General features: G+C 49.7%; 15 protein-coding genes. 10 read left to right on the top strand and 5 right to left on the bottom strand.

Going from position 1 to position 20,956, the window contains the following annotated elements; translation table 11 throughout:
* Positions 1 to 63: 63 nt before the first annotated feature.
* The 4 genes from ACLPHM_RS06385 (at position 64) to ACLPHM_RS06400 (ending at position 5,700) form a co-directional block, all read left to right on the top strand.
* Positions 64 to 1,833: an ArnT family glycosyltransferase gene (locus ACLPHM_RS06385; protein WP_430220411.1), complete on the top strand. Its 1,770-nt coding sequence runs from the start codon at positions 64 to 66 to the stop codon at positions 1,831 to 1,833.
* Between the two features lie 61 nt (positions 1,834 to 1,894).
* Entirely contained in the window at positions 1,895 to 2,254 is a 360-nt protein-coding gene (locus tag ACLPHM_RS06390; RefSeq protein WP_166407733.1) for a RidA family protein, read from the top strand.
* Positions 2,255 to 2,562: 308 nt separating this feature from the next.
* Positions 2,563 to 4,635 (top strand): TonB-dependent hemoglobin/transferrin/lactoferrin family receptor, encoded by a 2,073-nt coding sequence (locus tag ACLPHM_RS06395; RefSeq protein ID WP_430220412.1) that lies wholly within the window; start codon positions 2,563 to 2,565, stop codon positions 4,633 to 4,635.
* A gap of 123 nt (positions 4,636 to 4,758) precedes the next feature.
* Positions 4,759 to 5,700: a hypothetical protein gene (locus tag ACLPHM_RS06400; RefSeq protein WP_430220413.1), complete on the top strand. Its 942-nt coding sequence runs from the start codon at positions 4,759 to 4,761 to the stop codon at positions 5,698 to 5,700.
* A 51-nt stretch (positions 5,701 to 5,751) separates the two neighbouring features.
* Here the strand turns inward: ACLPHM_RS06400 and ACLPHM_RS06405 are convergent, their stop codons facing one another.
* The 3 genes from ACLPHM_RS06405 to ACLPHM_RS06415 form a co-directional block, all read right to left on the bottom strand.
* Positions 5,752 to 6,936, bottom strand: coding sequence for a YncE family protein (locus ACLPHM_RS06405; RefSeq protein WP_430220414.1), 1,185 nt, complete (start codon positions 6,934 to 6,936; stop codon positions 5,752 to 5,754).
* Between the two features lie 205 nt (positions 6,937 to 7,141).
* Positions 7,142 to 8,014: a prohibitin family protein gene (locus ACLPHM_RS06410; protein WP_135866811.1), complete on the bottom strand. Its 873-nt coding sequence runs from the start codon at positions 8,012 to 8,014 to the stop codon at positions 7,142 to 7,144.
* Between the two features lie 272 nt (positions 8,015 to 8,286).
* Positions 8,287 to 10,269 (bottom strand): ligand-gated channel protein, encoded by a 1,983-nt coding sequence (locus ACLPHM_RS06415; protein ID WP_430220415.1) that lies wholly within the window; start codon positions 10,267 to 10,269, stop codon positions 8,287 to 8,289.
* Between the two features lie 306 nt (positions 10,270 to 10,575).
* On the opposite strand from ACLPHM_RS06415, the gene ACLPHM_RS06420 reads away from it, so the two are divergent.
* Positions 10,576 to 12,678, top strand: coding sequence for a TonB-dependent receptor domain-containing protein (locus ACLPHM_RS06420; protein WP_430220416.1), 2,103 nt, complete (start codon positions 10,576 to 10,578; stop codon positions 12,676 to 12,678).
* 117 nt (positions 12,679 to 12,795) lie between these two features.
* Here the strand turns inward: ACLPHM_RS06420 and ACLPHM_RS06425 are convergent, their stop codons facing one another.
* Entirely contained in the window at positions 12,796 to 14,049 is a 1,254-nt protein-coding gene (locus ACLPHM_RS06425; RefSeq protein WP_430220417.1) for a class I SAM-dependent methyltransferase, read from the bottom strand.
* A gap of 192 nt (positions 14,050 to 14,241) precedes the next feature.
* Here ACLPHM_RS06425 and ACLPHM_RS06430 point away from each other — a divergent pair, with 192 nt between their 5' ends.
* From ACLPHM_RS06430 to rpmG, 3 genes are all read left to right on the top strand, one after another.
* Positions 14,242 to 15,456: a multidrug effflux MFS transporter gene (locus ACLPHM_RS06430; RefSeq protein ID WP_430220418.1), complete on the top strand. Its 1,215-nt coding sequence runs from the start codon at positions 14,242 to 14,244 to the stop codon at positions 15,454 to 15,456.
* 171 nt (positions 15,457 to 15,627) lie between these two features.
* Entirely contained in the window at positions 15,628 to 15,864 is a 237-nt protein-coding gene (gene rpmB / locus ACLPHM_RS06435) for a 50S ribosomal protein L28 (RefSeq protein WP_430220419.1), read from the top strand.
* A gap of 33 nt (positions 15,865 to 15,897) precedes the next feature.
* Entirely contained in the window at positions 15,898 to 16,065 is a 168-nt protein-coding gene (rpmG, locus tag ACLPHM_RS06440; protein WP_135865097.1) for a 50S ribosomal protein L33, read from the top strand.
* 105 nt (positions 16,066 to 16,170) lie between these two features.
* On the opposite strand, the gene ACLPHM_RS06445 is transcribed toward rpmG, so the two are convergent.
* Positions 16,171 to 16,938, bottom strand: coding sequence for an AraC family transcriptional regulator (locus tag ACLPHM_RS06445; protein ID WP_430220420.1), 768 nt, complete (start codon positions 16,936 to 16,938; stop codon positions 16,171 to 16,173).
* Between the two features lie 95 nt (positions 16,939 to 17,033).
* Here ACLPHM_RS06445 and ACLPHM_RS06450 point away from each other — a divergent pair, with 95 nt between their 5' ends.
* Both ACLPHM_RS06450 and leuS read left to right on the top strand, forming a co-directional pair.
* Complete coding sequence (locus tag ACLPHM_RS06450) at positions 17,034 to 18,176, top strand: MFS transporter (RefSeq protein WP_430220421.1); 1,143 nt, start codon at positions 17,034 to 17,036, stop codon at positions 18,174 to 18,176.
* Positions 18,177 to 18,294: 118 nt separating this feature from the next.
* Positions 18,295 to 20,952, top strand: a complete 2,658-nt coding sequence (leuS, locus tag ACLPHM_RS06455) for a leucine--tRNA ligase (protein ID WP_430220423.1) — start codon at positions 18,295 to 18,297, stop codon at positions 20,950 to 20,952.
* The last annotated feature ends 4 nt before the right edge of the window (positions 20,953 to 20,956 follow it).

A 20,956-nucleotide genomic window follows, 5' to 3' on the forward strand; every position in this document is an offset into this window, starting at 1 on the left:
TGCACATACCCGCCTACGCCTCCGCTATAATTCTTGTCACGAATCATTCATTCCGCCTGACTTGTGCATACCTCACAACCATACTCCCCCGCGCGCTTAACCTCACCCGGTGCCGCCAAGCTCCCTCGCAGTATTCTGATTGCTGTGGGCCTGATTTATATACTTTCGGGGCTGATTTTCCGTGACCCATGGAAAACCGATGATGTGATTGGTTTAGCCACGATGCTAACCGCCATGAACAACGATGGTGTGATGTCGGTGTTACTGCCTCAAGTAGGTAGTTTGGCCTATGCGGAAAATGGCCCGCTGGTCACTTGGGTAGGCTTAGCGTGCATGACGCTATTCGCCCCCATTTTTGCGCTATTCACCACCGAACTTAACAGCCTGATTCTTGCCTCTCGCGTGCCCAACCTGCTGTGGTTTGGCCTCATGAGTTATTGTGTATGGCACGGAACCTTGCGCTTAGCCAAACGCAGAGAAGCGCAACCCCTACCGCTACCCTTTGGTGGTGAACCCACCCCTGCGGAATACGGCCGCATGTTGGCAGATGCCGCCTTGCTATTCCTGATTGCGACGGTAGGTATTTTGTGGCGCATGCACGAAACCTCGCATGTACCAGCCATCATGACATTCCAAGCTCTGGCATTTTTTGCCTTAAGCTTGCAACTCTATAGACCTGCTGCCGGCACATTACTACTGGGCATTGCTTTAGCTTGCGCCCTGTTGACTCGTGGCGCGGTAGGTGCCACGCCAATTCTGTTGGCCAGCTTGTTATTACCTATTTTCCATAGCCCTTTCCGCTCTATTCTCAAATGGCAGATTGTGGCAATTGTGCTTGGAATTGCCTTGTTTTTACTCTGGTGGTTTCCCGCTCGTGCCTTCAGTCTGTACTGGACTCAGCAATGGGTGCTGTGGAATCAATCCAGTTTTGGATGGCCTAGCGTCATAGGCCTGTACAAACCCCTGCGTGATTTACTGTGGTTCTTGTGGCCCACGTGGCCTATGGCCTTGTTAGCTGTATGGAACTGGAGACACTGGCTGCGCTCACCACACTTGCTGCTGCCCGGTTGCTTGTTTATCACTGCGCTACTGACGCTATTGGTACAAACCAACCCTTCTGAGCCTGAGCTTGCCCTATTAACCATACCTAGCGCGGTACTAGCAGCCTTTGCTCTGCCCACCCTACGACGCAGCATTATCAATACATTAGATTGGTTTGCTGTCATGTGTTTCTCACTCACTGCAGCGACAGTATGGTTGGGTTGGGTAGCACAGCAAAGTGGCTGGCCACCAAAAATCGCAAAGAGCATTGAACGCCAAACCGTAGGGTTTGAAACCTTTGTATCCGTACCTGCCTTAACGCTGGCCGTTCTGGGCTCCCTAGGCTGGATTGCCTTGGTGGTATGGCGCACTCGTCGTCACCCACCAGGCTTGTGGCGTGGCACGGTGTTATCAGCAGGTGGGTTATTGGTCACCTGGTTGCTGTTAGTCACCCTGTGGCTGCCATCATTGGATTACGCGCGTAGTTACCGCAGTGTATCCAACGAGCTATCAACAGCTTTGCAAACCCACAAAGGCGCCAACGAATGTGTACGTGGCCAAGGCGTAGGTCTAGGACAACGCGCTTCTTTCTATGCCTTTAGCAATATAGACCTCGTGTTTAACCAACGTTGCGATTTGATTCTTCAACAAGTCAACCGCCGTGACCTTGAGAAAGGCGAGCTCCCCCTCCCACCCAACACCAAAGAGCTATGGGTAGGCCATAGAGGTGGGGACAGACACGAAGCATTCCGTCTACTACGTGTGGTACCAGCCGCTGGCAACACACCGTAAATCAACCCGTGCAGCCTATATTATGGGCTGCACTTTTTATTTGTATCGAGGAGAACCATCGATGATCACCCGTTTGCATAGCAATGCCCGCATGAGCCAAGTCGTTAGCTTTCCCCTGAGTGGTGAAATGGTTGTGTTGGCCGGTCAAGTCGCCAAAACTCAACGTGATGGTGACACTACAGCTCAAGCCACAGAAATCCTGGCAAATATTGACCAGTTGCTGGCCGATGCTGGCACTGACAAAAAAGCCGTAGTTTCTGCCTACGTATGGCTCACTGACATGGCTGACTTTGCTGCTTTTAACGCCGTATGGGACGCATGGGTTCCTGCTGGTCACGCACCTGCTCGTGCTTGCGTAGAAGCCAAACTTGCTGCCCCAGAACTGACTGTAGAAATTCAAGTCATTGCAGTAAAGAGCTAAATTCGAATACGCCACCATTGCGCTCTGCAGTGGTGGTTTCCCCCTATCTCCCCAAAGCAGAGCACCATCCCTCTTAGCTCTCGCCACCCTCGTGTAGCAAAAAACTGTGCACTCGTCGCGGCACACCTTGCCTGTACACCAGCTTCAGCCGTTTTCTCGTCATTGTTCTAATGCGCTTAACGACATAGTGCGTAATACACACACCCCTCCAGCCTCTAATTGAGAACGGTTATCATTAATGATAAAATCCAAAAGATTTACAATTTATAATAATTGTTATTATTCTTATTATCATTACAAGGTAGTTTATGTTGTACTCCAATTCGGCTCCAGCCACGGCCGATAGCTCCAACCAACGACATCATCTGGGGCAGCAATTTCTAAAGCACTCTTTGCTTTTTGCTGCATTATTCAGTATCCAAAGCGCTGCACCTCTGTGGGCACAGACAGCAGTACAGCTAGATAAAATCGTCGTTTCCTCTAGTCAACGTGAACAACAGGCCATTGATGCTCTGGATAACGTATCCGGTTTAGACCAACACGATATCAACCTGCTCAATGCCTCTAGTCCTGCTACGCTGTTGAACCAGATTCCTGGCGTGAATGCTGCGAATACCGGTGACGATCCCGGCACGGTCGTGAACATCCGTGGCTTGCAAGAGTATGGCCGAGTCGTAGTCACCATTGACGGCGTACGACAAGACTTTGGTAGACCCAGCCATGCTGGTAACGGTTCGTTCTACATTGACCCCGACATGCTAAAAGCCGTGACTGTCATCCGTGGCCCTGTTGCTGGTGTTTACGGTTCGGGCGGTATTGGCGGCTCTATCAGCTTTGAAACTATTGATGGTCGTGACTACCTTGAAGATGACGAAGATGTAGCCGTTGGCGTGAAAGGCGGCTACGAAAGTAATGGTAAAGGCTGGGTCGCCCGCACAATTGGTGCGGTACGCGTCACAGACAACGCAGAAATTTTGGTGAGCACCGTCAACCGCGGCCGTGACGATCAAAAAGACGGCGACGGCAATAAAATCCTTTACAGTGACCAGAACCAAAACTCGCAGTTAGTGAAAGCCAGCTACCGCCCCGCTCCCGGCCATGAAATCAAAGCCGGCTGGTTACGTTACGGCAGTGGTTATAAAAGCAGTCGGTCCGCAGGCTCTAGTAGCTCTACGCTAAGCGTAGATGACACCGATACTGACACCTACACCGCCAACCTGCGTTACAGTTTCAACAGCCCAACCAACCCACTCATTAACTTACAGGCTGAACTCTACCGTAGTTCTACCACTAGCGACCAAAGCCGCGTCACAGATGGTGATAGCCGTGAGTACCGTGTACGCACCAATGGTTGGGCACTGAAAAACCGTTCCAATATCGCCGCAGGAAGCTGGAATCACACCCTAAACTACGGTGGTGACGGTTTTGAAATCAAAGGCAGATCGGACCACGAGAACTTTGGTTCAGGCGACAGTAAAGCCTTTGGTGTATATGGCCAATGGGAAGCAGACTACAACCAATGGATACAGGTAATTGGCGCTTTGCGTTATGACCGCTTCAAACTGCGTGGTCAAGATACCGATCAAGTCACTCACAGCTTCACCAAAGATCGTGTTTCCCCTCGCCTGACCCTAGGTATCACGCCCATAGAAGGCGTCACCACCTACATTACCTATGCTGAGGGCTTTAGAGCACCTTCATTGGCTGAGGCCTTCCGTGTGGGTGGCCACGGTTCCAGACTCGAGTACCTGCCCAACTTCAACTTAAAACCCGAAAGTGCTTCTACCGTAGAAATTGGCCTGAACCTCAAGCACAATGCCGTCTTCATGCCTAATGATGCGCTGCGCACCAAGCTGTCGTTCTACCATACGCGCGTTCGTGACTACATTGACCGTGAGCAGTTCACCGTAGCCAAACAAAGCTATAGCCAATACCAAAACGTAGGCAAGGTAACCCTAAAAGGGATAGAGCTGGATAGCAGCTACGACACAGGGAACTTCTACGCTGGCTTGAATGGCTCGCTGGCAACCGCAGACACTTATAGCGGTCGCCCCCTGAATAACGCGCCACTCAAACGCGTTGTGCTGACAGTAGGGGCACGCGCTTTAGACAATGATCTGGATTACGGCGTACGCTGGTCATCCACCGCGTCTACCGAGCGCTCTTCAGCAACCGCACCACGAGCAGCCGGTTACAGCTTGCTGGATATGTACGCTTCATGGCAGATCAACAAACAAGTAAGCGTGAACTTTGGCATTGATAACCTGCTGAACAAGGCCTACACCGACCCACAAGCGGGTTACGCCACCACCAACCCTAGCTCTTGGCAAGGTACGGGTCGCAACGTCAAACTGAACGTAGGCTGGCGTTTCGGCGGCTAAGCGTTCAATCAAGCCCTAACTCCCTTAGAGCTCTGTTCTTGACAAACACGGGTCGCAGATTTAAAACCTTCTTTTCTCTGCGACCCGTTCTTATCTGGCACTTCCGTTACCCTCTCCCCTACTATGCAAATTACTTCTCTGCAGCTGGGCGTTGATATCGCCACCAGCTTAGCCATTCTTGCATCGGCTATTACCTTCCTCATCAATCAACGCTTAAAAAACAGGGAAACCAAAAAGCGCCAACTGGATGAGTCGGTACGCGCAGTCACCGTTAATGAGTTCCAAGCTGCACTGGGAACGCTGTCTACCCTGTACATCAAGCAGATTGTGGTACAGGCATCACCACTGCATAACGCGACTAGTCGCGGCACGGCCAAACTGGCAGTCATGCTGGAAAACCGTCCTGAATACCTAGACACCTTAAAGCTGTCACTGAAAAACACCTCGGACAACATCAGCGATTTCTTCCACACGATTTGTGCCTACAACTACCAAATCACACCGTTGCTGGACAGCATTGAGGATGGGCAAAAGCAGATTACCGAATTCAGGGAAGGTTTGGCACAATTAATGCAAAGCTATAACCACTTGAATGCCAGTCATATGGCGCTACTGGATGAAGTCTGCACCCTAGCCACTTATTGCCATGAACACCCTATAGAATCGGCTGACCAAGATGTGTTGCGCCAAATGGTGCTTTCAATTTTGACGGATAGCGACTACAGACAATGGGTAGATTCATTTATCCCAGCGGGCCAAGAAGATCTATATTGGCAGCACATTAGCCAAAAAGACTTTGGTGAACACACCAACCTGCTCTCTCAAGTGCACACCAATTTGCTGCAGCACTTCTACACAGAGCCTAATCAGATGAAAGCCCAAGTCCTAGGGATTGCCTACCACGCCACCAGCCAAGCTCGACAACACTGTAAAGATTTTCTTATTAAGATGTCGGCGTTGAACTACTGGTTGATACGTAAAGGTGGCAGCGATGAAACGCTGGAAGATGTGATTGAGCGCTACCGCAGCCCAGACGTATTTGCAGCGACTACTGAAATACGCTAATCAAAAAATAAGGCCCCGCGTGGGAGTTCACGATCGGGGCCTTTGCTTACGTCAGCGAACAGGCAAGTTCACTTTGAGTAAACGCTCTTTAGCACCCGCTACAAAATCGCCCGTAGACGAGTTGGGGCTATAAACCTCTTTCAAACCTACAAACAACTGGTTATTACTGCTGTCTAACGCCATTTCGTTAGGCAGTGGCCCTATCGTAAATTGACGGCTAACGTGGTAATCCTTGCCGTTGATCACACTAATTGTTCCCGCACGGAAGTTCGCCACATACGCTTTGTTGCGAATAGGATCATAACTAACACTGATACTGCCACGGCCTGTGCGCACAAACGCTAACTGCTCGCCAGTTTTCAGATCAAACACATACACACCATCATCTTCGCCCTCAGAGCGGAAAATGTTGTGCGCAGCAAATACGCGGTTATTGGCACTGTCTACCGCCAAACCCAAAATATTGGTGATTGCTGGATCAGCTTTCGTCACATCCACTGAACCCACCACTTGGCGACTAATAGGATCAATCTTGTTAATAAATTGTCCTGCGGTGTACAGCATTTTCTCTGCGGGATCGTACGACAACGCATAACCTGTAGAAGGATAAGCACCTTCTACTTCACCAATGACTTCTAAACTTTGTGGGTCTACTACCAGTAGCTTATGCGTTTTTTGTTTGCCGGTTTGCTCAGAGCTGGTAGAGCTGTACACCACAAACAGCGCATTCGCTTCTGGCACATACACCATGTGACGCAAGCCCTCAGTACCCTCAAACCCTTCAGGCTGTACTTTCAAGCGTTCACCTGTTTTTTCTAGCTCACCCGTTGCCACATTGATGCGACTAATGCGTAAAGGTTTGTTCTTACCGTGGCCGACAAACAATTTATGGTTAGCCGCGTCTTGTGCTAATGAAAAAGACTGATGTGGCATCGCTATTTTCCAACGAGGCTCCATCGTCTCTATATCAAAGGCATACACAAAGCCCAAGTCCTCACTCGCTTTGGCCCTGTCTATCACAGCCGTCATCACCAGTGCATTTTCAGGATTCACCTGCACTTCATACAAACCTTCACCAGCATCCTCTAAATACCCCACTTGCAAGGCATATTCAGGGCCAGGCGCAGATTCTGGTGTTACCGCCATTGCAGGCTGAGAAAAAACACCACACAACACTAATGCTGTGCTACACAACCATTGACGCGGCAGACTACGCACAGATGATGCGACAAACATAAACTTCCTTTAGCAATATCAAAAATCCAGGTACAGAGACCTCTGCGTAGGATTATAAATGATAACAATTCTCATAACCATGTTTTTTAATAACCACTTAGAGCACATCCGTCCCTCATAAAAAAATGGGGGTAATACCACGCTATAGCATGTGTATTACCCCCATCCCGCACTTACACCTTAGGTGTCAGTATGATGCTGCCGCTTATCGCACACCAATAAATGGCAATGCTGACCCTGGTACTTGCGTGGTTGGCAACGCACCATCCCATTTTTCGGCAGCGATCAAATCCACCAAACCACGGTTAGCCGCCAATGCACGACCACGCGCTTCAATAGCCTCTGCCTCTGCATCGCCTCGCATACGGATAGAGTCCGCTTCAGCTTTGGCATGCTCACGTTGTGCATCTGCTTCTGCTCTGGCTTGCACAACACGAATATTGGCTTGAATCTCTGCTGTTTGTTCTTGCTGACGTGTGGTTTCAATTTGCACCTGCGCCAACATACGCTGTTCAATAGATTGCTCGTAGGCTTTAGAAAAACCCACTTCCTCTACTTGCACACCCACCACTTGTACGGGCGCATCGCGCATCACAGCAGACACCGCTTGCACTGTCTCTACGCCCAGTTTTTCACGTTCCTGAATAGCACGTGCTGCAGTGAATTTACCAAACACGTTTTTAGCGGCATCGGGCGTACGGCGCTCAATCACACGTGCTTGCAAGTTTTCCAACGTACCATACTCGCTGTACAAATCTGCCACTCTATCCACTGGCACACGGTATGTCACCGACACTTTCATATTGGCTGGCTGCTGATCAAATGAGTAGGCTTCCAGCGGCATGGTGACGTTGTGATCACGTACGGAAATAAAACGTACAGAATCCAAAATTGGTGTTTTAAACCCTAGCCCTGGTTCTGCCACATTCACGATTTTCCCGTTACGTAGTACCACGCCACGCTCACCTTGGTCCACCTGAAAGAAAGCATCAAATGCTACCAACATGACCACCACAAACAACACTGCCACCACACCAAGAAAGCCCAATACCTTCCCAGATTTCGCCTGGATACTCATTATCAATCCCTACTTACTTATGTTTTTTATAAAAAATGGCCCACAAACCTTTGGCCAACAAATAGGCCACAACTGCAGCCCCTATAACGATGAAGACTGTTTTCATACTCCACCTATAACGCAAAAAAAACGTCCCGCTGCGATCATACGAAGCTTCATCCACCTATGACAAGCCGCTTTTTCAGAAAATAACGCTTACCCAGCCACTTACAAATTAAAACAAAAAGGCATGCAAATTCTGCATGCCTTTTATTGTCTGAGCCTTGCGGTGCTTAGAAGCGCACGCCCAAACCCAACCAGTAACGACGACCGTCTTCTACGTACTCGTAGTCATCGTAAGTGACTTGTTTATCAAACACGTTATAAATACCAGCGTACAGATCTACGTTTTTACTCCACTTGTAACTGGCACCTAGATCAACAAATGTGTAGGAAGGCGCTCTAAAATCAGATGAAGAGGCCGATGTTACAGGCTGGCTTTCTTTACCACGGTAGTTCAAACGTGCCCATGTATTGATTTGCTCTGTTGGCGTCCAATCCACGCTCACACTAGCCATGTGCTTAGGCAACTGATTCAAAGGCTGGCCTTTATTAGGGCCACTTTTCTGTTTGGAATGCGTAAAGGTGTATGTACCTTTAAGCGTCCAATCTTCGGCCACATCCCAACTAAAGTTAGTTTCTACGCCTCGTGTAATTGCTTTATCCACGTTCTCGTAGGTAGTTGGGTTAGAACCGAACTGATTAGGACCATCTGTACACTTAGTCAGCGGGCAAGCTACGCGGGTAATTTTGTCTTTGAAGTCATTATTAAAGACAGTTACCCCGGCGGAAAACCCTTCCAAAGTGTCATACATGACAGACAATTCTTCAGATACAGACTTCTCAGCCTTCAGGTCAGGGTTACCGTACATGTTGCCCCCACGGCTAACCTGCCCCCAACCCGCTACTGTTTGACGTAAATCTGGAGCACGGAAACCAGTGGATACACCACCTTTCACCGTCCAGAAATCATTCACTGACCACACGCCATAAATACGTGGGCTGAAATGTTCACCAAAGTTCTCATCGTGATCAAAGCGCAGACCACCAGTCAGTGCAAAGCTGTTTGTTAAGCTCCATTCATCTTCAAGGAACAACGCCCACTGAGTACGATCAATTTTTTCAACGCCAGTACTGAGTTGGTTACCAGTTTTATCTGTCAGTTTCTGATACTGATACATCCCACCCACTGTCAACAGGTGGTCACCCAGAGGCACTACCCAAGAAGTACGAGCATCCGTATTTCTGATGCGCATTGAGCGTGACTTATTATTGAAGTCTTCTTGCTGCACATAGCTATCAGAAGTCCCAAAACCCCAATCACCGTTATGCGTTAACGAATACTTCTCGCCACGGTAATCTGTTTCAGAGCTATCTGGGCAGCCGAAACGACCACATGACTCGCCCGGGGCTACCGGCTCAACAGTCTTACCCAATGTTGAGTTGTATTGCTGACGTTTAGAACTGCCTTCCAATACAAAGCTGTGATTTGCTGATGGTGTGAAGCTTAATTTGGTACCTATTTCGTAAGCATTACGTTTACGGTAACCGTTATAGATATTATCTTCATCACGGTGTGTGTATTGCCCATACACTTGTAAGCCCAGCAACCCCTCTTGAAGAGGACCGCCTAGCGTGAAATTACCTTGGTGGATATCACCCGAACGGCTATGTGATTGCAGGGTAGTATCCAAGCGAACAGAACCGCCCCACTCTGCTGGTACTTTACGGGTAATGATGTTGATCACACCGCCCATCGCATCGGAACCGTACAGTGACGACATTGGACCACGCACCACTTCAATACGCTCAATCTCGGACAATGGTGGAGTCCAACCGCCCTCTACACCTGACGAGTCAGAGTTTGTACGTGTTTCAGCAGAACTTTGACGTTTACCGTCAATCAAAATCAGCGTGTACTTAGAGCTCATACCGCGAATACTGATATCGCGTTTATCCCCACCACCTGTCACGATCACCCCAGGCACATCCTGTAGTGCATCGTATGCATCACGATAAAACTTGTTTTCCAAGTCTTCACGAGTAATTACAGAAATAGAAGCGGGCGCTTCCTTAATATCCTGCTCAAAACCCGTAGCCGTCACCACGACGGAATTCAGTTGAACTGCACGGTTTTCTTGAGCCACGGCTCCGCTGGCAACAAACACACCAGCCACAAGTAGCGGCAAACGCTTGACGGTAAATATAGATTTCATTCAGCACTTCCAATTTTTTTCTGGGTTTAGCCTTTGCTGTTGGCCTGCTGCTCTTCTGGCAGCGTTTCTCTCACAGCGGAAACAATGATACCCATTCTCATTACCAATTCAAATCAAGAACTTAGTATTGATAACAATAATGAGAACAATTCGTAGATTAGTAGCAGAAAAGAGACGATACCCACTTTGATCAAGAGGAGATAAAAAACAACCAGTAAATGAAAATGATTTGCATTTGTATTTCATGATTAATAGAATCTGTGTCACAAATTAATACATAAATTTATCAACAGGGAAGTTAATCAAATGTCACACCCTACTCTTGCCCTCACACCGAACACAGTGAGGCAGTTGCTTCGTTTCGCTCTTTTCGGGGCCGCGACGCTTAGCGCTACACAGCTATACGCACAAACGGTTACCACTCAAACCGAAGAAGCCACTGAACAAGCCGCTAGCGTCAGTCAGTTAAACAACATCGTGGTGACGGCTACTGGCTCGGATATAGACATTAAAGATGCGCCGGCCAGCATCAGCGTGATTACTCGTGAGGAAATTGAGCGCAAGCCTGTGTCTTCACTGGCTGAGATCCTCAGCACACTACCCGGCGTAACCGGTGGTTATGCCTCAACGGGTGCGCAATCCAAGATCAAACTACGTGGTATGCCTGAGCAATACACGTTGATTTTGGTAGACGGTAAACGTCAAGGCTCATCGGCTCACACCAACTACCGTCCTGACTTGGGGCAACAGGATCTGGACTGGATCACGCCAGAAATGATTGAGCGTATTGAGGTAGTGCGTGGCCCAATGTCGTCACTGTACGGTTCCGATGCGATGGGCGGTGTGATCAACATCATCACCCGCAAAACGTCTAAGGTATGGACAGGTAGCGCCTCCAGCGACTACAGCAAACCAGACACCTCGAATCGTGGTGATGAGTTCAAATTGGGTGTAAACCTAAGCGGTCCTATTAGCGAGCGCTTTGGTCTGCGCGTAGGTGGTAGCGTATCTAGACGCTCCTCTGATGACATTCCTGGCGGTTCATCCGGTAGCCGTAAACAAAATGCCAACGTCTTGGTGAATTGGGATATTACAGATAACCAATCCATCAGCATTGAAGCCGCACAAGGTATTCAGCGCTCGTTGGGTTCGTCACAGCTCAATGACAAAGGTAACCCTATCGTCAGCGCTTGGGGCTCTGAAAAAATGGTGCATACGTTTTATGGCCTTAGCCATAATGGTACGTACGGCCAGTACTCTTCCAAGCTGAACCTGTACCACAACAAATACGAGAACAAAGGCAGCTCTATCGGCAGCAACTCAAACGAAACTGTTTTAGATGGTAGTTTCGATCTGCCCTACACCCTGGGGGTAGACAGTCTGCTGACTACAGGCTTCCAGTGGAAACGTGAAGAGCTAGATAATGCGGACACCATTGGTACATTACCTAACAGCTCTGGCTCAACAGCAGACAACTCTACCAAACTTAGCCGCAATAACTGGTCTGTGTTTGCAGAAAACCAATCCTACTTACGTGACGACCTGACCCTGACTCTGGGCTTGCGTATGGACCACGACTCTAAGTTTGGCTCACACTGGTCACCACGTAGTTATTTGGTGTATCACCCAACGTCCAACTGGACGGTTAAAGGTGGTGTATCCAAAGGGTTCCGTGCTCCTAACCTGAAAGAAAGCTCCCCCAACGCTGCCACACAATCTCGTGGTAACGGTTGTAATGGGCTTACCGGTATGGGCTACCCCAACAACCCACCCAACATCAATGGCGCCTCCGGTTGCTACATGATTGGTAACGCTGACCTCAAACCCGAGACAAGCACCAACTATGAGTTAAACGTAGGCTACGATTATGAAGGTTGGGCAGCTGAAGCCACATACTTCCACACAGACTTCAAAAACAAAATTGACTATCAACCACTGGGCTACGTCAACGGTTACTGGATGACACGCATGGAGAATGCGCAAAAAGCCAGAACCCGAGGTTTGGAAGCTAGCGTTAGATTGCCTATTTTGTCTACCCTCAGCTGGAACACCAACTTGACTCGCATGTTTGAGTCCAAAAACTTAAGCACTGGTGCTGATCTGCTGGTAGTACCTAAACTGACTGTGAACTCCAACATCAACTGGCGCATTACTGAAAAATGGTCCACCAACTTTAGTGCACAGTACATTGGCAAACAGTTGACCATGCCTGATCCAGGCGCACGAGGCGGCCCAACCTTCGCTGGTGGCTACACCACTTACGATTGGACTACGCATTACAACGTCAGCAAAGACTTGACGTTGCGTGCAGGTGTGCTGAACCTAACAGGTAAGAGCACACTGGATGGCGACAACAGCTATGACAACGGTGACCGCGTCTACTTTGTTGGCCTAACCACTCGCTTCTAAACTCAAGCACGTAAAAAAAGCCCCATCTTGGTTATCCCAAGTGGGGCTTTTTTGATGCACTTCCACGCACCCTATCTACTGCGCTTCTACTGCACGCCACAGCAGAAAGGTTACTTATTACTTGTAGATATAGTCTCTACGCCATGGATACGCCAAATCAGCAGGATTATCCAACTCATCCGACCGCCCTGTAGGGGTATGTTGCGCCAGCACCTGATGCAGCGCAATCCAGCCATACTCAAAACCCATTGCACATCCCGCCAAATACACACGGTATGCACGCAAGGATTTCAAGCCCTGCTCACCGGCCAGAATAGTACTAGCTTCGGCTAGTTGCTTTTCTAATGCATCACTCCACGCCCACAATGTTCGCGCGTAATGCGGACGCAGGTTTTCTACATCAAGGTCTTCCAAGCCGCCTTCAGCCAAATGACGCAACACATAACTAATATGAGTAAGCTCACCACCTGGGAAAATATATTTCTCGATGAACTCCCCCATACCTGCACCTAGCTGATCGTGCTCTACTCCACCCGACGTAATACCGTGATTTAAAATCAAGCCACCCGGCTTTAACAAACTGCGCAACGTAGAAAAGTAACCACCCAACTGCGCCCGTCCCACGTGCTCAAACATGCCTACGGAGGCGATTTTGTCGAACTGTCTGGTACCGACCAACTTGCGGTAGTCCAACAGTTCCATCCGCACCCTGCCGCCCAAGCCTTTTTCCTCGATGAGCTTGTTGACATACGCATGCTGGTTCTTAGATAAGGTAATCCCTGTGGCATCCACATCGTAATGCTCTGCCGCCCACAACAGTAGACCACCCCAGCCGGCCCCCACATCCAGAAACTGCTCACCAGACTGCAGTTTCAATTTACGGCAAATATGATCCAGCTTTGCCTCTTGCGCTTGTGCCAACGTGTAATCCTGCTCTTTATAGTAAGCGCACGAGTACACACGCCGTGGATCTAGCCACAACCCATAAAAATCATCGGATAAATCGTAGTGGAACTGTATCTGCTTGGCATCGCGCTCAAGCGTATGTCGCCAGATGGAACGTAAGCGACTGATTAGTCCTGTAAATGCACCAGCTTTGGCTTGATTAATAGGGGTGTCAGGCAAGATAGCCGCGGCAGCTATCATCAAATCACGAATGGAGCCTTTAAAATCAAAGGTCCCTTCTACATACGCCTCACCCAGACTGCCTACCTGCCCCGTTGATAACAACGCTAAAGTGGCTGTATCTTTTACGTGCAGGGCCAACTGCGCGTCCTCAGGCCCCACCCTGCTGCCATCTGGCAACGTCAGACTAACCACCACTGGCAACTTTGCCAGCTTTGACTCAACCATCGCTGAAATAGAGCTCAAACCCGCCTCCCAAGTCCTGTTTTTAACTGAAGAATGCGTTACGCCTGCTACCTCTATGGCGCCTCGAACACTACAGCCTCGTGCTACACTTGGCCGCAGCATCTATGCAGAATTACTGTAGCACTGAACTCTGCTTTTGTGCTCTCCTTCCTCGGTGTGTACCTCACTTTCACCCTCCTCAAGCCTACCTACATGTCTGCAGCATCATCTCGTTCAAGCCTCAATAAAAACATACCTAAATGGTTGATACTACTAGGATTGCTAACTGCTCTTGGCCCCCTAGCCATTGACATGTATTTACCCGCATTTCCTTCTATTGCGCGTGACTTGAACACCACGGAAGGTGATGTAGAACGCACCCTAGCCAGCTATCTCATTGGTATTGCCTGTGCGCAACTGATTTATGGTCCGGTAGCAGATAGATTTGGTAGAAAAATCCCGTTAGTCTTTGGGGTTGCCTTGTTCTCGCTAGCCTCGTTTGGCTGTGCTCTGAGTACATCGATTGAAGAACTCAGTATGTGGCGTATTGTTCAAGCCTTTGGTGGGGCTGCGGGCATGGCCATTCCACGCGCCATTATTCGCGATAAGTTCGAAACCCGTGATGCGGCCAAGGCCCTTTCCATGATTATGCTAGTGATGGGGGCGATGCCTATCTTGGCCCCCATTATTGGCGGCCAATTACTGCGTTTAGGCAGTTGGTCATTAATTTTTGTGCTGATGGGTGTTGCCAGTCTGTGCTTGTGCATTGCCACCATTGTTAGTTTGAAAGAAAGCCTGACACCAGACCGAGTCAACCCACTACGTCCTGGATTCATTGCTCGCACCTATGTAGAGCTACTCAAAGATCGCAGCTTCATCTTCTACAGCCTTACTGCGGCACTGGGCTCAGCCAGTATGTTTGCTTACATCAGCGGCTCAGCGCGTGTCTTTATTAGTCAGATGAATATAGACCCCGCCTATTTTGGCCTACTCTTCGGCTTGAATGCCCTGTCATTCATCATTTCATCGCAATTTAGTGCGCGATTACTTAGCCGCTTTACACCATCACAACTGTTGTTAGCAGCCGAAAATACGCTGGTAAGCTTTATTTTTCTTTCACTTGCCCTCACACTAGCGGGCTGGATCAATTTGTATAGCCTCATGTTCTGCTTGATGGGCTTTATGGCGAGCCTAGGCTTTATCTATCCCAACGCTTCAGCGCTCGCGCTAAACAAGCAAGGACACCGCCTAGGCATTGCGTCTGCCTGCATGGGCACCCTACAAATGATGGGGGGTGCACTCGCTGGTTTGTCCATGAGCATCTGGCATAGCGAAAATGTGCTCCCAATGGTGAGCGTATTGGCGTGTTGCGCCTCTTTGTCGTGGCTTTCAAGCCGCATCGCTCACAGACTCAATCCAGAAACTTGATTTAGCAGCTTTATTCATATTAGAATATTCTGCTTTAGAACGATTTTATTAGTCCTGCAGTTTTTGTTTGGGCTTTGAAGTGCTTAAACCGCGTTACTAACAGTTCAGCATCTCTTATTTTTGACTGGCTTATGGTGCGGTAGCCGAATTAGACTCTTAAGGGGTATTACCATGGCACGCGTATGCCGAGTTACCGGAAAAGGCCCAATGTCGGGCAACAATGTTTCGCACGCTAACAACAAAACCAAGCGTCGTTTTCTTCCAAACCTGCAATCCCGTCGTTTCTGGGTTGAAAGTGAAAACCGTTGGGTTCGTCTGCGTCTTTCCACACAAGCTGTTCGCCTGATCGACAAGAACGGCATTGATGCTGTCTTGGCTGATATGCGCGCTCGTGGCGAACGCGTTTAAGCGTTAGCCTGCACTGATTAAAAGGAGCCCATCATGGCCAAAGGCATTCGTGAGAAAATCAAACTGGAATCCACAGCGGGTACCGGTCATTTCTACACAACAACTAAAAACAAACGTAATACACCAGAAAAAATGGTGATCAAAAAGTTTGATCCAGTTGTACGTAAACACGTAGAGTACAAAGAAACACGACTGAAATAAGTCTGTTTCGGTGCGGTTAACCCCGTATCCGTGAGCTACTACGGCACGAAAAAGCTCTGTTTTCACAGAGCTTTTTTTGCGTCTATTTCTTTTAGCCTCATCACACTAGCCTTTCAGAAACTCTCTGGGCGTACAACCCAACATACCTTTAAAAAACGCTACAAAAGCGCTTTCACTCTGAAAGCCCAACATCGTCGCGGTATAGCCGTAATTTTTACCAATAGCCAACAACTCGATGGCACGCATCACCCGCCATTGCTGCCGCCACTGCTGATAACTCATTCCCGTTTCTTTACTAAAAATACGGCTGATGGTTCTGGCACTTGCCCCCACCTCACGCTCCAGCTCCTGCAACTCAGGTGGCAAGCGCTCAGGTTGATCTACCAGCCACTGTAACCGCCTATCACGCGGCAAAGGTAGTAGCGTAGGCTGCCTAGATGCCTCTCGCATCTCATACAAACACAAACCCAATAAATGCGCATAACGCCCCTCTGACCAATCTTGATCAAACGCCGCCTGCGCCATTGGCTCTAGTACCGCCTCTAACAGCGCACTCACTGTTAACACACACACCGCCGTGCCCAATGTGTTACTGAGCTCAGCCGAGAAATACAACGAACGGTAATCCACCACCTCTTTCATCACTGCCCTATGCGCTGTTGAGGGTGGAATCCATGCCGCACGCGACGGCGGCAATAAACACACCTGATCCGCCAAGGTAATACGTATGCATCCCTTACGCGCATAGAGCAACTGGCCTCGCCCATGCTGATGCACACCCGAGTCATGCTGCCCCAAGGTGGCCGCTATGCCTACCACAGCCGCCTTATGCGCATCTGCATCAAAAAAGTCATCCGCTTGCAACCAGGCCATTTGTCTTACTTCATAGGTAAATTGTCATTAAATCGATAATAGGACAAACCCAAAACACGCACAATACCGTCATTATTCTTGAATTACACAAAAAAATGATGACCACGAACAAAGCCCCGCTTGCACTATTAATTGTGTTGCTCATGTTTCCGCAACTGGCACAAACACTGTATAGCCCCGCCCTCACCGACTTTAGCAAAGCCTTTAATGTGCCCGCAGAAGCCGCCTCACAAGCCATGACTGTGTATTTTCTGGCCTTTGCCGCAGGCGTTATGCTGTGGGGCTACGTGAGCGACAGAATAGGCCGCCGACCGGCCATGCTAGCCGCCCTGCTGCTATACAGTGCCGCAACCCTAGCCGCCTTAATGGTGAGCTCGTTCACCCAGCTATTACTGACACAAGCCGTAGCTGCTATAGGTGCTGCTGCAGGCTCTGTTGTCAGCCAAACCATTTTGCGCGACCACTACAAGGGCCCAGAACTAGCCAAGGTTTTTTCATTAGTGGGGATGGCATTAGCACTTAGCCCAGCCATTGGGTTATTTACAGGTGCCGGACTAACCCGCTGGTTTGGCTACAGCGGTGTTATGCTCAGCCTACTTACTCTCGCGCTGGTACTCGTTAGCTGGAGCAGTGTTTCTCTAGCTGAAAGTCGTCCAGCCGATCAGGCCAAAGTCTCGTTTTACAGCACGCTACGCACGATGCTAATAGACCTAAATATTTGGCGCTCTGCACTATTAGTGGCCGCGTTCAATATTGCCCTACTGAGCTATTACGCAATCGGCCCATTTTTGTTTCAACGCGCAGGTTTAGATGCCGCCCTATATGGATACAGTGGCGCTGCCTTGGCAGCAGGCTCCGCTCTAGGGGCTTGGTTAAATCGACGTCTTTTACAACGCAACTTCACCAGCAATCAACTGCAAACCTTAGCCGCTTTCCTCGTAGCTGCTGGTGGAGCTGGCGTGCTCGCTTTACAACAATCGCTGTGGCTCTTAGCGCCTATGACGGTGGTTGTTATCGCCTTTGGTATGGCCATACCCAACGTCTTGGGCCAAGCGCTCACAGCCTATGCAGGGCAATTAGGTAGCGCAGGCGCTGTATTTGGACTGATGTATTACCTATTAATAGGCTTTGGTTTATTGCTCACAGGTTGGTACCAAGCACTGGGCTACACCATCGTGTTATGCGGCCTGCTCTGCTGCGTATTATGCGGGCTACCACGTTACACAGTACGCCGCTAACCAGAAGCGCTATCGGGTATTAGCACAACAAAAGCACACATATCTACCCACACCCTCTGTCCACCTTGACAATGCAGCATATAATGGAGGTTTGCCCACCATTTTTTTGGTCATATACATGCAGGAACGTTATAGTCACACCGAAGTCGAGCATCGCGCCCAGGAGAACTGGCAATCACGCGATGCATACCGTGTCAGTGAACATGCCACGAATGCTGATGGATCGCTAAAGCCCAAGTTTTACGCGTGCTCCATGCTGCCTTACCCCAGCGGTAAGCTACACATGGGCCACGTACGTAACTACACCATCAACGACGTAATGGCACGCCAGCTACGTATGCGTGGCTATAACGTACTCATGCCTATGGGCTGGGATGCTTTTGGTATGCCCGCTGAAAATGCAGCGATCAAATCCAAAGTCCCACCCGCAAAATGGACATACGACAACATCGCTTACATGAAGAAGCAGATGCAGTCCATGGGCTTAGCCATTGATTGGTCCCGCGAAATGTGTGCGTGCGACCCAGACTACTACAAGTGGAACCAATGGCTGTTCCTGAAAATGCTAGAAAAAGGCATTGCCTACCGCAAAACTCAGGTAGTGAATTGGGACCCTGTAGACCAAACTGTACTGGCTAACGAACAAGTCATTGACGGTCGCGGCTGGCGCTCCGGTGCTCCCGTTGAGAAACGTGAGATTCCTGGTTACTACCTGCGCATCACCGATTACGCCGAAGAGCTACTGGATCACGTACAGCACAAACTGCCAGGCTGGCCTGAGCGTGTACGTTTGATGCAAGAGAACTGGATTGGTAAAAGTGAAGGTGTACGCTTTGCGTTCACGCACGATATCAAAGGCGACGATGGCAAACTCATCCAAGATGGCCGCATGTATGTCTTTACTACACGCGTTGACACCATCATGGGCGTTACCTTCTGCGCAGTGGCTCCAGAGCACCCACTGGCTAGCCATGCCGCACGCAACAACCCAGAACTGACTGCCTTTATTGAGCAATGCAAACTGGGCGGCACCTCCGAAGTGGATATTGCCAACCGTGAAAAAGAAGGCATGCCTACTGGCCTGTTCGTTACACACCCCTTAACGGGCGAACAAGTCGCCATCTGGGTGGGTAACTATGTATTGATGAGCTACGGCGATGGCGCCGTCATGGGCGTACCTGCTCACGACGAACGCGACTTTGCTTTTGCGCTGAAATATGACCTGCCTATCAAGCAAGTCATTGCCGTAGAAGGCAAAGAATACAGCACCACGCAGTGGGACGACTGGTATGGCGACAAACAGCAAGGCCAAACCATTGAGTCGGGCAAATACAATGGCTTGAACCATAAGGCCGCTGTAGATGCGATTGCTGCCGACCTGAATGCTAAAGGCTTGGGCGAGAAACAAACCACCTACCGTCTGCGCGACTGGGGTATTTCTCGTCAGCGCTACTGGGGTACACCTATCCCTATCATTCACTGTGAATCCTGCGGCCCCGTACCCGTACCAGAGAAAGATCTGCCCGTGGTACTGCCTGAACACCTGATTCCTGATGGTAGCGGTAACCCGCTGAACAAAGACGAAGCCTTCCTGAAGTGTGCCTGCCCATCGTGCGGTAAGCCTGCTCGTCGCGAAACCGACACCATGGATACCTTCGTGGATTCCTCATGGTACTTCATGCGCTATGCCTCGGCTAAAAACCCCGATGCCATGGTAGATGCTCGCAACGATTACTGGATGCCTATGGACCAGTACATCGGCGGTATCGAGCACGCCGTATTGCACTTGCTGTACGCACGCTTCTGGACCAAAGTCATGCGTGACTTGGGTATGCTCAACTTTGACGAGCCCTTTACCAAGCTGCTGTGCCAAGGCATGGTCTTGAACCATATTTACTCACGCCGCACTGAAAAAGGCGGCATTGAGTACTTCTGGCCAGAGGACGTAGAAGACGTACACGATGCTAAAGGCGCGGTGATTGGTGCCAAACTGAAATCCGACGGTTCTGCAGTGGATTACGGTGGTATTGGTACCATGTCCAAATCCAAAAACAACGGCGTAGACCCGCAATCGCTCATCGATAGCATGGGTGCGGATACTGCTCGCTTGTTCGTCATGTTTGCCAGCCCGCCAGAGCAAACGCTAGAGTGGGCTGATTCCGGTGTAGACGGTGCTAACCGCTTCTTGCGCAGACTCTGGTCGTTCGTACACAAACACAACGCCAACTTGCGCACAGGTTTGCAACAGCCTGTTGATGCGACCAACCTTAGCTCTGCCGCGAAAAAACTGCGTTTAGAAGTACACGGTCTACTCAAACAGATCGAGTACGACTACCAACGTATCCAGTACAACACCGTGGTTTCCGGTTGCATGAAAATGCTGAACACACTGGAAGACGCCACATTGGAAGACACTGCGGCGGATCACAGCGCTCTAGCTGAAACCACATCCGTCTTGTTGCGTGTGCTCTACCCCGTTGTACCGCACATTTGCTGGCTGCTCTGGAGTGAGCTGGGCTATGCCGCCCAACACGGCGACCTGTTAGATACCGCTTGGCCTTCTGTTGATGAAAAAGCGTTGATTGCTGACGAAATCGAATTGCCATTGCAGGTAAATGGCAAGTTGCGTGGCAACATTACGGTTGCTAATGGCGCTAGCAAAACAGACATAGAGCAATTGGCCGCAGCACACCCTGCCGTTGCCAAGTTCTTAGAAGGCCGTGAACCCAAGCGCATCATTGTGGTGCCTGGTCGTATGGTCAACGTTGTAGGATAACCCT

Source organism: Paenalcaligenes sp. Me131, assembly GCF_050487225.1.
Classification (GTDB): Bacteria; Pseudomonadota; Gammaproteobacteria; order Burkholderiales; family Burkholderiaceae_B; genus Paenalcaligenes.